Source organism: Noviherbaspirillum sp. ST9 (assembly GCF_048799745.1).
GTDB lineage: Bacteria > Pseudomonadota > Gammaproteobacteria > Burkholderiales > Burkholderiaceae_D > Noviherbaspirillum.
The window spans coordinates 44664-59818 of sequence record NZ_JBLWFR010000008.1 but is presented as its reverse complement, the minus strand read 5'-3'; the positions used below and the strand labels follow the sequence as shown (position 1 = coordinate 59818).

The 15155-nt window shown below is 57.7% G+C and carries 15 protein-coding genes; 1 reads left to right on the top strand and 14 read right to left on the bottom strand.

Going from position 1 to position 15155, the window contains the following annotated elements:
• Nucleotides 1-496: 496 nt before the first annotated feature.
• From ACNOHI_RS18865 to ACNOHI_RS18830, 8 genes are all read right to left on the bottom strand, one after another.
• The gene (locus ACNOHI_RS18865) at nucleotides 497-1291 is read right to left on the bottom strand and encodes a GIY-YIG nuclease family protein (RefSeq protein ID WP_420476245.1); all 795 of its coding nucleotides are present in this window, start codon (nucleotides 1289-1291) and stop codon (nucleotides 497-499) included.
• A gap of 846 nt (nucleotides 1292-2137) precedes the next feature.
• On the bottom strand, nucleotides 2138-2518 hold the full coding sequence (locus tag ACNOHI_RS18860; protein WP_420476244.1) for a hypothetical protein: 381 nt from the start codon (nucleotides 2516-2518) through the stop codon (nucleotides 2138-2140).
• A gap of 136 nt (nucleotides 2519-2654) precedes the next feature.
• Nucleotides 2655-4640 (bottom strand): AAA family ATPase, encoded by a 1986-nt coding sequence (locus ACNOHI_RS18855; RefSeq protein WP_420476243.1) that lies wholly within the window; start codon nucleotides 4638-4640, stop codon nucleotides 2655-2657.
• Nucleotides 4640-5005 carry a hypothetical protein gene (locus ACNOHI_RS18850; RefSeq protein WP_420476242.1) on the bottom strand — a complete coding sequence of 122 codons (366 nt, stop codon included), beginning with the start codon at nucleotides 5003-5005 and terminating at the stop codon, nucleotides 4640-4642. Before ACNOHI_RS18850 ends, ACNOHI_RS18855 begins: the two co-directional genes overlap by 1 nt.
• On the bottom strand, nucleotides 5005-5193 hold the full coding sequence (locus tag ACNOHI_RS18845; protein ID WP_420476241.1) for a DNA-binding protein: 189 nt from the start codon (nucleotides 5191-5193) through the stop codon (nucleotides 5005-5007). Before ACNOHI_RS18845 ends, ACNOHI_RS18850 begins: the two co-directional genes overlap by 1 nt.
• A 132-nt stretch (nucleotides 5194-5325) precedes the next feature.
• The gene (locus ACNOHI_RS18840) at nucleotides 5326-5889 is read right to left on the bottom strand and encodes a hypothetical protein (protein ID WP_420476240.1); all 564 of its coding nucleotides are present in this window, start codon (nucleotides 5887-5889) and stop codon (nucleotides 5326-5328) included.
• Between the two features lie 104 nt (nucleotides 5890-5993).
• Nucleotides 5994-6245 (bottom strand): hypothetical protein, encoded by a 252-nt coding sequence (locus tag ACNOHI_RS18835; RefSeq protein ID WP_420476239.1) that lies wholly within the window; start codon nucleotides 6243-6245, stop codon nucleotides 5994-5996.
• Between the two features lie 98 nt (nucleotides 6246-6343).
• Nucleotides 6344-7738 carry a tyrosine-type recombinase/integrase gene (locus ACNOHI_RS18830; RefSeq protein WP_420476238.1) on the bottom strand — a complete coding sequence of 465 codons (1395 nt, stop codon included), beginning with the start codon at nucleotides 7736-7738 and terminating at the stop codon, nucleotides 6344-6346.
• A 310-nt stretch (nucleotides 7739-8048) separates the two neighbouring features.
• Here ACNOHI_RS18830 and ACNOHI_RS18825 point away from each other — a divergent pair, with 310 nt between their 5' ends.
• Nucleotides 8049-8213 carry a hypothetical protein gene (locus tag ACNOHI_RS18825; RefSeq protein WP_420476237.1) on the top strand — a complete coding sequence of 55 codons (165 nt, stop codon included), beginning with the start codon at nucleotides 8049-8051 and terminating at the stop codon, nucleotides 8211-8213.
• Between the two features lie 110 nt (nucleotides 8214-8323).
• Here the strand turns inward: ACNOHI_RS18825 and ACNOHI_RS18820 are convergent, their stop codons facing one another.
• The 6 genes from ACNOHI_RS18820 to ACNOHI_RS18795 all read right to left on the bottom strand — a co-directional run bounded on the left by ACNOHI_RS18820 (nucleotide 8324) and on the right by ACNOHI_RS18795 (nucleotide 15151).
• Nucleotides 8324-9769: a multicopper oxidase family protein gene (locus ACNOHI_RS18820; protein ID WP_420476236.1), complete on the bottom strand. Its 1446-nt coding sequence runs from the start codon at nucleotides 9767-9769 to the stop codon at nucleotides 8324-8326.
• Between the two features lie 20 nt (nucleotides 9770-9789).
• Nucleotides 9790-10551, bottom strand: a complete 762-nt coding sequence (locus ACNOHI_RS18815) for a type IV pili methyl-accepting chemotaxis transducer N-terminal domain-containing protein (RefSeq protein ID WP_420476235.1) — start codon at nucleotides 10549-10551, stop codon at nucleotides 9790-9792.
• 9 nt (nucleotides 10552-10560) lie between these two features.
• Entirely contained in the window at nucleotides 10561-11418 is an 858-nt protein-coding gene (locus tag ACNOHI_RS18810; protein ID WP_420476234.1) for a hypothetical protein, read from the bottom strand.
• Nucleotides 11419-11802: 384 nt separating this feature from the next.
• On the bottom strand, nucleotides 11803-12333 hold the full coding sequence (locus ACNOHI_RS18805) for a response regulator (protein WP_420476233.1): 531 nt from the start codon (nucleotides 12331-12333) through the stop codon (nucleotides 11803-11805).
• Nucleotides 12330-13664: an HD domain-containing phosphohydrolase gene (locus ACNOHI_RS18800; protein ID WP_420476232.1), complete on the bottom strand. Its 1335-nt coding sequence runs from the start codon at nucleotides 13662-13664 to the stop codon at nucleotides 12330-12332. Before ACNOHI_RS18800 ends, ACNOHI_RS18805 begins: the two co-directional genes overlap by 4 nt.
• A complete protein-coding gene (locus ACNOHI_RS18795) occupies nucleotides 13661-15151 on the bottom strand; it encodes an ATP-binding protein (protein ID WP_420476231.1) in 1491 nt (496 codons plus the stop codon). The genes ACNOHI_RS18800 and ACNOHI_RS18795 overlap by 4 nt, the downstream gene beginning before the upstream one ends.
• Nucleotides 15152-15155: the final 4 nt, after the last annotated feature.

Sequence of the window (15155 nt, the reverse complement as noted above, 5' to 3'; positions counted from 1 at the left end):
TGGTAACATGCCGCTTTAATGCTTTTGGTTGTCCCGAGTGTTACTCGGTCGTATTGACGCTTGAGTTCTAACGCCAACTGCCCATAGTCATTTCGAGTGCCTTGGCAGAGCCTCGTAAGCTATTTAAAGCCTTCGCCGGGCAAGGAGTGACTTCCCGCTTTTTCCCGGATTTCCCGTTTCGGGCATCCACCCACCAAATGGAAACTCCATCTATTTCCATTCCTTAAAACGAAGAGCGAACATCAAGAACAAGAGAGTTCCCAAGCCCCAAAGCGGACCAGCAAGCATCCCAACAGCAAAGCTAATTAACACTACGACGAAAAGCGCGCCGAAGACGCGCCCGATGAATCTGAGCTGCATTCTTTGTGTAGTCGCAAGCGGCGGACTCATGAGTATCTAGTACCTCAGTCGCGGCCAAGGCGCCAGGAAACAGTCATTTTGACAGAATGGGCCTATTTTTACTCACTATGTTCTGCCCATGCGCGCTGTCACCTGACTACTGCTCTTCATTACACGCCTTCTCCAGAGCATCTCGGGCTTGGGCAAGACTGCACGAAAACGTTTCCCTGGTTTTTACGATACCCACGTCTTTAATATAAAGACGAGGTACACGGTACTTGCTCAAAAGGCGCTGCGCTTTGCACTCAACGTTGCCGGCGGCGGGACATGCCACTGCATGTTTGATTTCCCAATCGTCAAACCCTCCGTGCTTCCCACTGCAAAGTTCGGTAATTCGTCTGGACGAGCTTTGCGAAAAACCCACCTTTACCAGCCGTCCCCTACGCGAGTAGGCGATGTACACTTCTCCGCTCGCCTTGTGGCGGGCGCTGTATGCCGGGTTTTCAGTACGACATTGAGCGCAGTGGCCGGAATGCCACTTCAGTCGATGTCCGCTACTGCAAATGCCAGCATTTAGCGCGACCTTCGCACCAACCCGATACATTGCGTCCTGCCATGCTTTCCGCGGCTTCATCCCTTTAGCGTTGAACACTTCCGACGAGTCAATGCCCATCCGCTCAAGGAATAACTCCTCCTCTTCGGAAAGTTCATCGTCGAGCTCGCTTAGGATCAAAAGTGCGACGCTGCGAAGCATTGCATTCCGATTCCATCGCTTTTGTAAGAATTGAATCGTTCCGCGTGCTTGACCTTCGAGAATCCAAGAAACTTCTTCGTGCGTGTAGGGCCATTTGAGGTTTTCGCTAGTGATGCGGTCCAGCCAATCGGCTTGGGCCTCCGCAACAGCTGAAATAACTTCACTTGGCTCGTTCTGAGAACGTTCTCGGGTCATCATTGATTTGCGCTTTGCACAAGGCCTAATATTTCATCTCGACGTTTCGATTATTGACATGACAACGTTGTTCTATGACGCTCTCGAACCAATATCACCGGACGTCTTTTAATTTTCCAAATCACGTGCCAGGAGTATCTGCACTTCCTGCCATCTCATTATTTGGCACGACTGCTCCTCGCTGCCTCGTCTAGAAGACTCAATGCGAACGTTTCTAGAAGCACCGCGCCGTTCGGGTGTGCCGCAAGCCACTGTGCAATCGCTTCTACCTGAGCATCGACGAACAACTCAAGGTTTGCAATAGCCGAGGGTTCCTCGAAGACCTCCCGTAGCATTGTATCCGTCCACGATACCTGTGCCTCACGGAGTGCGTTAACGATTTGCTTTCGAGCGGCTGGAAGCAAAAAGGTGCTCATATCGATTTCCTGTGATGGTTTTGGAAGCCAAGTGTGGCAAAAAGAACTTGGAATATCAAACTCTTGTCCTGCTACTCATCGGGGAAATGTCCCCTTTGTATCGGGTCAAGACGAAGGCAGGGACAGCGCTGTGTAATGTTTCAACTGCATAGTCCCTTAACTCGCTTTCTCTAAAGCGCTTAAGAACCGTGGACGTCAAGTAGCATGGTGTGAGTAAGGACAAATTGTCTTATCTCTAAAGCTGCACGCTACAGTGAAAAAGTGAGGCTGGCTTGAAATGGCTGTGGAGTGCTAAGTGGCAGTCCGATGTCGAAGGCTACAATGACTCTTGGCCTTCTCCAGTTAAGCCGGCGGTGGCTTTCATTTCTTGTCGACGTTTTGGTGCGTACTTTAGTGCGAACTAATTGCTCTTATCTCCTGCATTCATTAGAGTTCAAACCTGTACACAAACCTTGAAGTCATTGCCGTTTGTTGGCATGGGATAAACGGCGCCATGCCGAAATACGCTACTTAATTGCCCCTGCTCTGCTGCGGACAATCTGCGCACTTGACACCGGGGCGCCAAGAATGGTCCTTTGCAGGGTGCGGAGTTATGCGGACTTTGCGGACCAATTTCTGCTAATGGCAATTCGCCACGCCCGTAAGGCCCTCCCTTCAACTTGCCCAGCGAACTTTTAGAACCTGCGAAGCCGAGCAGGACCAGTCGAGACATCATGCAGATAGCTCTTTTATATTTATCTGCCGGCCAAGAAGTATCAACGGCCTTTATCACCTCATTTAGCTCGATTTCTTCGGACTTGTCGTTGTCCCACATTGACTGTTGCTCGTTACCGGAAAGCCTTTCGTAACAGCCCATCAGCTAACCGCCGAATACATCCTCCCCTTATAGGGGGAGAGGATGTTTTCGGTTACCGGAAACAACCAAAAACGAGGAAACCGGATGTTTTCGGTTATTGCACCAGCCATATCCACCCTTCATTGCAACCAATCACGCCGCGGGAAATAAGCCCAGTGATTGCTTCCTTGGCGCGTGTAGCGCGGCGGAATGTTTCGCAGGTTAGATGCTTCGATGCTGATGCAATCGCGCCTTCGAGCTCAATGCAAGGCACTAGCGGCGGCGCGCCCGGCTTGCCGGTCTTGCCATCTTTCTTGAACAAAGGGCGCAATGCATCTAGCACTAGTTTTTGATTGCCCCCCTGGGGCAGCCTTACCCGCTTTACGTCCTCGGCGGCAGTATCGGGCACCACTACGCATGATGTAATGATGTCGCCGTACTCGTCGATGCCAAGCGTTTCAACCTGCAACTTGAACGGGTGGGCGTGCCCGTCCCTCCCATCCTTGGATTTCGCTACTCTCCATTCCCGGCGCTCACCGTCCCGGCAGACCTCGATGGCGGCATCCAAGGCAGCGAACAACGAACTGTGGCCCCTCAGTCCCTTGGTGGAGTCCTTACCGGTATGGTGGACCAGCACAACCAACCCGCGGGTCAAGGCTTGCAAATGCTTAGCTGCCTCCAGAATCTGGCCCATGTCACGACTACTGTTCTCGTCGGCAGTCGGCGCAGCACGGTTCAATGTATCGATAAAAATTGCAGCACCAGCAGGCACCACGGCTGCCAAGTCTCGTACGTCGGCGTGCTCGGTCAGCTTGAACGGTTGCATCACCATACGTAAGTCATCGGGCAATTTGCGCCGGTTATGCGCCTCCCATGCGGCCACGCGCTGCCGGAACCCTGCCTCGCCTTCCAAGACTGCGTATACCACCGGCGTCGCCTCCACGCGGCAGTCGAACCAGCGGTTGCCTTCAGCAATGGCAGCGGCCATATCTAAACAAAGGAACGATTTGCCGGACGCACTTGGGCCATACAGCCCGGCCAGACCTTCGGGGGGAAAAACGCCCTGAACCCGCCAGCCCAGCGGCTGCAATACGCGAAGGTCGAAGCTACCCAGGAGCTTGAAGCGCGGTTCTGGCTTGGGCGAGGTCTTGGTACGTTCTAACAGGTGTGCCAGCGCTTCGGCGCCGTGCTCAAGCATGAAATCGTTTGCATCGTAGTTGCCGGGCTTGTCGCCGGGCAGTTCGCACCATTCCCCGTTAATCGTTAGGGCAATTGCTGCCGCTTGGGTTTCCATTCCCCGGTCTGGCAAGACTACCAAGCGGGCAGCGGAATACCTTTCACGCAAGGCATCGGCAACGGTGGCCATGCGAGGGGCACCAAAACATACCGCAGCGGCGCGACCGGTCGCCTTCCATGCAGCCCATGCTTGCCCGACGCCCTCCACAATGAACAAGGGGCCTGATTCCGCAATCTCACCCACCACGAAGCAGCCATTCCCAAAGCTAGCGCCGGCCAGGTTCAGCTTGCCGCCCTTCTCCGGTATGAATTGCAAGGTATGCAGATTGCCGTCCAAGTCACGGCATGGCACCACTAGGAACCCGGCCACGTTCTGACCCTGGATAACCAGTAGTGGCGCGTCATGCGGATACACGCGTACGCCCTCGGCACTCCCCTGCTTGCGGAGGATATAACCATGCGTCGGTGGTGCCGGTGTGCAGCGTTCCCACACTTCGGTAGCCTCTGCGCTCTTAGCGTGTCTGACGACCCTTGTCGGTGCCTTCCTTGTCGCGGAAGGAGAGCCGCTTGCCCCGTTCCCATTCGCGGGCTGCCGGCGCTTTGTCGGGTCTTGCCAGTCTCGTGCGGAGGCCATTGCATAAAGAGAACGTGCTGTGACCGGTCCGCTCTTTTTAAACGACTTCCACACCGCCATACAGTCATGCTCCCCCGCATAGTTGCCAGCCGATGCACTCCATTTGTGGAAATCATCGAATGACAGCCCGGCAGCTTTCGCGGCCATCCCTGCCTTTACCCATTCTTCTCGCGTACAACCAGGGTCAAGATGAAATAAGGCAGCGGCGGCGCGTTCACGGTCGGTCATCATTACGCCCCACCTTTGCGCTTGCGCAGCCAGGCATTGACGGCACGGCGGCCAGTGACGGACAAGGAATAGACGCCACGGCGGATTGCGCACCCGTCACGGTCGCGGTCGGGCACCATAGTGCAGGGCAAACCTGCTTTGCCGAGTCCCAAGGCTCGCAGCTCGGCAATCAGAGCGGGGCCGTTACTGCATCCGGCAACGCGGTCCAACTGTTCGCGCGGCACAGGACGAACGCGCAGGGCATGAATGGCACGGAGGTAGCGAGGGTTTTCGGTTCCCGAGAATTTGACGGGCGTAGTAGAATTTTCCTTGGTGTCTGCATTCTCGAAAAGGTCCGATTTAGCTTGGCGGCGGTCGGACTTTTTCATTATTTGCCCCCGTTCAGCAGGCGGGCAATTTCATCCAACGGCCAGGCGAGACGGCCATTAATGCGGATGGGGCGGATGGGGCCATTTTCGAGACAGGCCCATTTACGCAATGTTTGCGGCGCCCGGTTGAGTGCTTTCGCGGCCTCCGCAGTATTGAGAGCTTGGCGGTACTGATGAAGCGTTTGCATCGTCGTTTCCTTTCATTGAAAAATGACGATGCGAAAATTACGCATAGCAACCATCGCAACTGGTTGCCGCAACCAGCAAACCTTTATTTCATGCGGGTTTTAGGCTGATTTAGGCAAGCAGGCGATGCAACCTTATTTCTTGCGACTTCGGTGGTTCAGTGCCTCAAACGGAGTCGCCTTTCTTGCTCCAAAAAAATCTTTAGCTTTTTTCAATTGCGTTCCGATTTGCTGTCTTGATACACCATATTTTTCGGCTAGTTTTTTGTGGGTCATACCCGATTCCCTTGACTCGTCCAGAAGCCGGCGCAAGTTGTGTTCATCCCAGTTATTTTTCGTCGATTTTTCAAATTGAGCCGCCGACATTACGGTAGCGTGTTCCAATGATGCCCCCTCTGCTTGGAAGCGCTCTAATTCCTCCTCGCATATGCAGCCAGCCATTCCAATAGCGTCCATCGCTGCAATTAGCTGTTCCAGTGTGCATGGAAAGGAGAGGACCGGTTTCGTTAGGTCTTTTAGCGGATGCTCGGTAAGAGCAGCAAGTTCTCCAGGAGTAAGTGACGCACTTTCATCCGGTTTAACAATATAAACACCATCCTCCTTCAATTTCGCCCAAGGACAGAAATCACTTTCCGTGCTGGCATTGCAGAGACGTACGAATTCCGAGAATCCAATTAATGATGCCGATTTCTCCTGCATTTCACTCCCTTCGACGTAAGCCCTTCAATATAGATACGTAGACCAGGTGGAAAAAAGCGCCCGCCCGTTTCTCCCAGTGGACATGGCCTGGTGCTTTAAAGAGGCTATTCCTTCATTTGAAAACTTAGTGTGACGCTCTTCAACTCGTCCGGGACCTCATTCTCGATTGTCTGAGCAACGGCACTTGCTTGCAGACTAAAGCGATGTGCAGCGGCCAGCACCGACCTCAGTTCTTCAAAACCGTCTTGCTCAGGTAACAGCATTTCCGCGGCACGGATAAGGTGTGGAATATGGAAATGCAAGCTCCGAAGTTCATCGAGGCCTTGTTGAAGTTCGGACGGGAAAGTTGTAATCATGCTCCCCTCGAAAGTAAACATTGCTGCAAAAGGTGAGCAGCCAGTGCGTTAAAGAATTTGCTTGTAGCTCGGCTAGCCGTTCTGTTCGTCTGAGCCAATCAGGCTGCGACAACCTTCAAGCCTTTTTCCTCGGGCTTAAATTCGATTCCTGCCTGTTCCAAAATCCACCCCTCAATTTTCACGTGCCACATGCGCAGCAGGTCAATCGGGCGGTTTCGGTAATGCTTCTCGGCGATGGCACTGGGCTTATGTCCCATGATTTGAGCAACGACACCGGCTGGCGCTTCGGTCCACTCGGCCAGCGTGCCAAAGGACCGGCGTAGCCCATGCAAGGTAACGTCAGGCAGCCCGGCCGCTTTTAGTGCCCGCTTATGGCCTGGCGTCGGGTCCACTAATTGCCCGTTTGCGGCTAACTTGCTTGAAAATACCCATTCAGAAGGCTTCCATGTTTCATTGCGCTTCTCCAAGGTCCGCAACCATCGCACGGTCGGCTGCGCATCGTTTTTCGCTTTTAGCGCCAGCAGGAGATGCGCTACGTAAGGCGTCAGGGGAATGGTGCGCTCCCCTTCCACCTTGTCGCGGATTGTCATCTTCAACCATTGAAAGTCCACATCCTCCCATCGCAGGGCGGCTAGCTCGCGACGGCGAGCACCAGTTAGAAGCAAAGTTTGCAGGTAGGCCGATTGCACTGGGTTTCCCATTTCGCCCACGGCTCTAAACCATAGGGCCAATTGTTCCCGTTGCAGGCTGTCGTCCTGCTTTGCGTTCTTGCTCGGCATTTCATCCCGTACCTGTGATGCTTTACACGCTCCAGCCGGAACCAATCCGGCGTAGTCCCCTTGAGACTCGCACCAGTTGACGAAAACAGATAACAAACGGAAAGCAAGGGCGGCTTGAGTGGGGCGCTTTCCCGCTTCGGCGGCCAGCCATTCCCCGATGCGCTTGCCGGAAAGGTCGGACAGCTTTACATCCAGAAGCGACGCAAGAGGCCCCGGCTCGGTTAGCCCCTTCCCTCGCTTTTTCGGCTCACCGCCCCGGCGCACTACGTTTTCATGGTCCCTGAGGGTCCATGTGCCCCACTTCTTACGGCGCGCTTCGATGTAGACCAGCCACGCCATCCCCAAGGTTACGGTTTCGCGTTTCGCTTGAAAATCTCGGGCAGCAGCTTCGGCGGCTTTGGCTTCACGAACGAATTGTTCTGCAGCCAAAGCATCAGCCTTCACTTGGCGTGGGTCTTTTCCACCGTCAATGATGACTTTGAGGCGGCGGGCCTCGGCTCTGGCATCGTCAATGCTCCATGTCTTGGGGTCGCCAATAGTAATTCGGATTGCCTGCCCATTTAGCTTTGCTTGGAAGATGTAGGACTTGGCATTGCTGGAAGTTGCCCGAAGCCCCAAACCGGGGGCATCGGTGTCCCAAAGGAAGGACTGGCTCTTGCCTGCCTCACTTCGGAAGCCCTCAACCCGCCCTGCCGTAAATTTCACTTTTGACATTGATTGTACGCCTCACGCAACCCATGTAACCGCCATGTAACCCGGCTCTGAGTATAACAATCAACTTTCATCAACTCAACGTTAGGACTAAAAAAGCGTAACCGATTGTTTTTATTGGGTTACATGGAATTTCAGCGCGTTAATCAACGGCAAGAAATAGATTTAAATCAGGATTGTGATTCCTGTCGTCGTGGGTTCGAGTCCCATCGGCCACCCCAAGATTCAAGCAAAAAGCCCAGTCCCCGGACTGGGCTTTTTGTTTTCTGGAGCCCATGAAGGCACCTTGCAGGGTTTTCGCTAAAATAACGCAATGAACATCAACCAGATCAAAGCCGACCTCCGCACGCTCGCAAAGCAGGACGACGAGCCGCTTCACGTACGCGAAATCGCGAAAGAAAGTCTCGAAGCCATCGAGTACCTTGAGCGTGAACTCGACAAAGCATTGGCAATCACGTCAAATAAGCCACAGAGCTAGCTTTGCGCCGATAAGCGGCGACAGTGCAGAAAAAAACCCGCAGACCTGGATGGAATGCGGGTTTTTCTTTGGCACTCAGGGCGTCGGAGTCACGCGTCCTTCCTTCTACCCTACTCCACCGCAATCGTCCCCATCATCCCGCCAGCGGCATGATCAAGGATATGGCAGTGGTACATCCACTCGCCCGGGTTGTCGGCGACGAAGGCCACGTCAACGGTCTGGCGCGGTCCCATGATGGCAGTGTCACGCCATTCGCGGCGCGGATTCGCCTTGCCGTTGACTGCCAGCACGCGGAAGAAATGCCCGTGCAAGTGCATCGGGTGGTCGAATGCGGTGTCGTTGATCATGCGCAGGATCACGCTTTCGCCCTTCTTCAGGTGCAGGAAGGGTTCGTGCATCAGTGCGTGCTCGTGCTGGGCGTGGTAATTCATGGTCCAGGCCAGACCCTGCTTTGCCATGATGTCCTGGATGCGCGAGGGTTTGCCGTCGACCATGCCGATCACCGGCTGTCCGCGCATGCCGCCCTGGAACATGATCACGTGCTGGGAAGCCTTGCCCAGGTTGGGTTCGGCGATGCGATTCGGCGCCAACGCGATGGGTGACGACAGCGGCTTGTTCCGCACGGGACGTTCGTCGCCATAGGCCAGCGTGCCGAGGTCGTAGGCCGGCGCAAGGGGTGGACGCCCCAGGTCGCGGATCGCGAAGTTCTGGCCAGGCTTGCCCATGCAGTCAATGATCAGGTCCACGCGCATCCCGGGACCGAGCGGCAATCCATCGGCCGGCAGGGTGTGCGGGGTGGTGCCCTGTCCATCGTAGGCGATGACGCGCGCCTGGTGCCCTTCGAAGGCGAGACGGAAAAAGCGCGCGGAAGCGGCATTGACGAGGCGCAGGCGCAGGCGTTCACCGGCGCGCACCGCGACCTTCCTGCCGCTTCCCGCAAATTGCCCGTTGACCAGCACCTGGTTGCCGAGGCGCCCTTCGTTCGCGATATCGAGAATGCGTCCGAAGTCTTCCACCTGCTGCCGCTGGTCGTCGAGCTTGATATCGGAAAGCACCCACACTTCATCGCGGTCGACGACCGGCGGCTTGTCTTCCTCGACGATCAGCGCACCGTACAGTCCGCGCGGTACCTGCTCGAAACTGGATTGATGCGGGTGGTACCAGAAGGTGCCGGAATCCTTGAACTCGAAGCGATAGTCGAACGCGTCTCCGGGGGCGACGGGATCCTGCGTCACATGCGGCACACCGTCCATCGCATTGGGCACGCGGATGCCGTGCCAATGGACGGCGCTGTCCTGCGGCAGGTCGTTCTGGAAGGCGAAGTGCACCTTGTCTTCGCGGCGGAAACGCAGCGCGGGGCCAGGAAATTGCTCGTTGAAACTCCACACGCCGGTGGGCGTAGGCGTTGTCGGGTCGAGCGCAGCGGCGAAGGCGGATGCGGTCAGGTCCACCCGCTTCTCATTGCGGGCAGGCGCGGCCAGGAGCGTACCGGGAAGCGCCGAGGAAACGCCGAGCGCGGAAGCGGCCAGCAGGAAGCGGCGACGGTCGATGGACATGGAATCTCCTGGTAATCGGTTTAGCGTGCGGACTGTTCGTAGAGCCGCGTGACCTGGTCGGCAAGCTGCAGAACGGCTTCACCGCCCTCGGCCATGATGAGACGGAAGGAGTCGGCGCCTTCGGTGGCGAGCACGGCTTGCAGCCATTCCCACTGCAGCGCCAGCTTGTCGAGCTCGGCCTTGAGCGCCGGCGTGGGTGCATTTACCCGCATGGCGGCCAGTGCACCAGCGAATTCGTTCTGGACATGCTCGCTCTCCTCGCGCAAGGCGGCACTCTCCACCCCCATCTGGCGCAGCATGTAAATCTTGACCAGGCGCTGCGAAAGCATGCGCTGCCGGCCGGCGAGGTTGGTCCAGCGGCTGACGGGCGCGGATGACTTGTCCTGCATGACACGCGTGAGGCGTTCGGCCGCCATGAGGACGTCCTCCGCCCGCGCGTCAAGTTGCGCCGCGTCCGGTACACGGGACTCGCCCTGCACCGTGGCACGCAGCGGCGTCCATGCAGCCCGTAGTCCGGCAAGCGCAGTCGTAATCTCGGGAGAATCGGCCGATGCCTGCAGCGTGGAAAGATTGCTGTCGAAGCGACGCATCGATTCTGCGAGCTGCGCGCGCGACAGGTCTTTCTGGACGTTGAGGTTGAACTGGCACCATGCCTTGACGATCCGTTGCGAGAGCATGCGCTGCTCGCCGGCGACGTTGACCGCCGTGGCGTCGACGGCATGGGCGGCGTGCGCCGCGAGCATCAGCGCGAGCGCCAGCCAAAGGCGAGTAAGTGATTTCATCGTTATCCCCTAGAACACCGGCACGCCCATGGACTGCAGCGCGCGATTGAGCTGGACGGTGGCCTTTTCCATGACGGTGACGGCGTCCTTGTGGCGGTTGGCGCCGGCGAGCGCTACCGCCTCTTCCTTGAGCGTTGCGGCCTCCTTCAGGAAACCGTCGACGAGGCGGCGCCGGTCGCCTTCCGCGCGGCCTTCGCCAATCATCATGCCGACCAGGATTTCATTCGACTGGTAGCGCTTCTGCTCGTAAGCGTATTCGTCCGCAGGCGTGTCGAACTTCAACGACAGCACCACTTCCTGTCCTGCGCGCAAACGCGAGACCTCTTCGACTTCGAGCTTGTAGGCTTCGGCCATCTTCTTGTTCGCTTCGCCGAGGTGGCCGGCAGCGGCGAGCTTGCGGCTTTCTTCGGTGAGGGTGTCCACGCGGTCCAGCGTCTGCTTGGCCGACGACGCGGCCTTTTCCTTCACCAGCGCGGCAAGCGAGGTGCGATAGGTCGCTACCTGCTCGGACATTTCCTGCAGGCGCTGCTTCTGCACGCTGTCGGACAGGCCGCCGGCATTGCGGCTATTGGCCTTGGAGACGCTCTGCAGCGCTTCGTCGAGGGCTCTCGCGGCATCCGCGTGCCGTTGCGCGGCGAGTGCTTCGCGCGCCTGCGCAAGCAAGGTCTTGCCGCGCTCGACGAGGGCGACGGTTTCGCTGTCGCCGCTTGCGCCGCTGGCCTGAGCCTTGGGTGAGTTGATCAGCATCTCGACGAGCTTGAGTTTCTGCTCCGCGAGACGGCGTTGCTGTTCATCGGGCGTGGTCTGTGCAAACGTGCACTGTGTAGCCAATGCCAGGAACAGTGCTGCAATGCGTCGGTATTTCATGGGCATTTCCCCAGAAGGGTACTGGCAGGCGGGAAAGTGGAGTCGTGCGGCGGCCGCGCAGTGCGCACGATCGCCAGTCAAAATGCTACCGCATGGCGACGCAACCGAAAGTTGAAATTAGGAAAAAGCAATCCGGGATCAAGATTATTGAAGATCTACCTGCAACAAAGGACGGGCATCAAGGACATCTTCCTTATCCGGTGACAGCGTTGCGCCGACAGCACCCGCGTCCGCGGACGTTTTCCAGGGCGGGAGTTCTCCACATTTGCTGTGGTCAACCCTGTGGATAAACAGGACGCAGCGTTCCTATGTCTATGATCCGTATGGAAATTTACACGTTGCGCAAGATCAAGGCACGCCCCCTCCCCATTCCGGATCTCGGGTTCAATCGAGCTGCACCGATCCGTCTTCCCCCCAATTGACCCTGGTGATCCCCGGCTCTTCGGCTTCCAGCCGCCTCGCCTCCAGTTCCTGAGGGGTCAATTCCCCTTCCTCCGGACGAAGAAGGGCCGCGAGCCGGCGATCTTCCATCAGCTCGTCGTGACGCACGAAGGCAGCGGCCAGCGTCGCCGACAGCTCGTCGCTATGCCAGGGCTTCGGGATATACCGGAACACTTCTGCCTGATTGATGGCCTGCATGACGGTCTCGAACTCCGTCGACGCACTGAGCACCAGCCTGATCGCGTCCGGCTGCATGTGCTTGATCATCTTCAGGAAATCGATGCCGTTCATGCTCGGCATGCGGTAGTCGGAGACCACGACATCGAACTCCGCTTCGCCACTGCGCAGGAGGGCCTGCTCCGGGTCCGTGAAGACTTCAATCACCAGCTCCTCGCCGGCGAAGCTTTGACGCAGGGCACGATGCAACGCCTGCAAGACGTGGCTTTCGTCGTCGATCAACAATAAGCGCCTCATGCCGCCCTCCTGTCCGTACGCACGTAAATCTTCAGCCGCCCTTCGTCGGCGACGTCATAGCCCATGATCTGCTGGATGAGCCGGTGATCAAGGACGTGGTCGGCCGGCAGGAGAAGCAGGCCGTCGTTGGTGAACAGGTCCCGCGACAACACCATACCCGACTGCAGCTCGCCCGCGGTAAGCTGGATTTCCTTCGCCACGTCTTCCTGGCCGCCGTTAATGATCTCGGCGAACGCCTTGACGACCTGCGGATCGTAACGCTTGCCGCTGTTCTGCAGGATCAGGGTCACCGCTTCGTCAGGCCGCAGGCGGCGCTGTGTCAGGGTTCCGATCTGCAGATTGTCGAAATCGCTGGCCAGCGCGAGGATGCGCGCGCCGATCGGAATCGCCAGTCCTGCCACGTGATCGGGGAGGCCTTCACCGTCGAAGCGTTCCATCTGCGCACGCAGTATCCTGGCGGTGCCCCTCAAATCCTCGAGCGCAGTCAGCAGTTGTTCGCCGAGTTGCGGGTGCTTGCGATACATCCCGAGCATGTCGCCTTTCATCATGCTGACCGGCATGGACAGCATCTCGTCGGGGAATCCGATCTTGCCTATGTTGTGCAGCAAGCCAGCCACGAACACTTCCTGCACCTCATGCGGCTCCAGGCGCATCTTGACGGCAAGGCGGCGCGCCGTGTCTGCCACGCGACGAGAATGGCCGGCAAGATTCTTGCTGCGCATCTCGGTCATGCCCGAGAACACCTTGATCGAAGTAAGGAAGCTGGCTTTCAGCTTTTCGTTGGTTGCCAGCAGCGTATCGTGGGCGCGTTTCAGCTCGGCGGTGCGTTCCTGGACGGTCGCCTCAAGGCTGGCATTGAGCGCCTTCAACTCCTGGTTCTGACGGCGGGTCAGCGCTTCCAGGCGCTGCTTTTCCTGCTCCAGCGCCTTGCGCTCGAAGGCGTGCCGCACGATCAGCAGGATGTCATTGTCGTCCCAGGGCTTGGTGATGTATCGATAGATCTCGCCGCGGTTGATGGCGTCGAGGATGGACTGGATGTCCGCGTAGCCGGTGAGCAGCAGCCGCAAGGTATCCGGCCGTGCTTCACGCACATGCTCCAGAAAACGCGCGCCGTCCATCTCGGGCATGCGCATGTCGGAGATGACGATGTCCACCGGTTCGGTCTCCAGCTTCTCGAGCCCCTCCTTCCCGCTTTCCGCGGTAATCACCTGGTAGCCCTGGGTACGGAACAGGCGGCGCAGCGACGCCAGGATGTTCGGCTCGTCATCCACGCACAGGATGCGCGGCCCGGGGTTCAATGCTGCATCGGAAAGAACAGCCGTGTGTGTCATGGTGTACCTTCCTTGCTGGTCGCCGTCGTGCTGTGACGGACAGGCAGCGTGATCCGGAACGTCGTGCCCCGCCCCACTTCCGATTCGACATCAATCCTGCCGCCATGTTTCTGGACGATGCCGTAAGACAGTGACAATCCAAGTCCGGTGCCGGTCCCGACCGGCTTGGTCGTGTAAAAGGGGTCGAAAATGCGTGGCAGGATCGCGCTGGGTATGCCGGAGCCGGTGTCAGCCACCGCAATCCAGACGTTGTCGTCCAGGATTCCTGTCCTGATCGTGATCGTGCCGCGCTTGTCGGTCATGGCCTGGGCGGCGTTCACGACAAGGTTCATGATGACCTGGTTGATTTGCGAGGGCAGGCACTCCACATCGGGAATCACGCCGTATTCCTTGACCACATCGGCTTTGTACTTCACCTCGTTGTTGACGATGTTCAGGGTCGAGTCAATGCCGCGGTGGATGTTCGCCCACTGCCAGCTCTGGTCCACGTCGACGCGCGAAAAATCCTTCAGGTCCTGCACGATCTTGCGTACGCGCACGATGCCCTCCCGGGATTCGTTCATCAGCGCGGGAATATCCTCCTTCAGGTAGTCCAGTTCGATGCGGTCGCGCTCGGCCTTGACCGCCGCAAGCACATCAGGCGATGCAATGGCGCGCTCGGCCTCGCCATACGCCTTCAGCATCTCGAAGACCTTGACCATGTAGCTTTCCAGCGTGCCGAAATTCGAGAAGATATAACCGATCGGGTTGTTGATCTCGTGTGCGACGCCCGCAGCAAGCTGGCCGATGGACGCCATCTTCTCGGACTGGAGGAGTTGCGCCTGCGCCTGGCTCAGCTTTTCATTGAGTTCGGTCAGCTCGGTATTTCTGCGCAAAAGCTCGGCCTCGATCGACTCCCGCCTGCGGATGTCTTCTTCCAGCCGCTCGTTGGCCTGCGCAAGCTGCGACGTGCGCCGCTCGACCAGTTCCTCCAGTTTCGCCTGCACGTTATACAAGTCGGTCTCTGCAAATTTTCGCTTGGTCACGTCCTGCAGCACCTCGATGGCGCCGGCGATGCGTCCGCTTTCGTCGCGCAAGGGGGCCGCCGAAAAATACAGCCAGCGTCCGCTTTCTCCAAGCTGGGGAAAGAAGTCCTCGACCTCATACGTGCCCGGGATCAGCGTGGAACGCTTGACCTTTCCCGCGTAATAACGCTCGACGGCGTCGTCCGCCTTCCCGGACGCGATGAGGTCCGCCAGCAGTGGACGACTGTGCTCGTAAAATGCCAGAGAGTGGTTGCTGGTGCCGACCATTGACGCCGCGGACATGCCGGTGATCTTTTCACACGCCTTGTTCCATTGGGTAACGACGTGATTGGCGTCGATGGCGAAAGCAGGCACGGGTGAGCCGTCGAAGAACTCGGAGATCGGCAAGGCGTCCGCTTTCCGTCGCCACTCGCAATTGGCGCACTCCGGCATTCCCGCTAGCGAATCAGTCAGATCGTTCATGGCA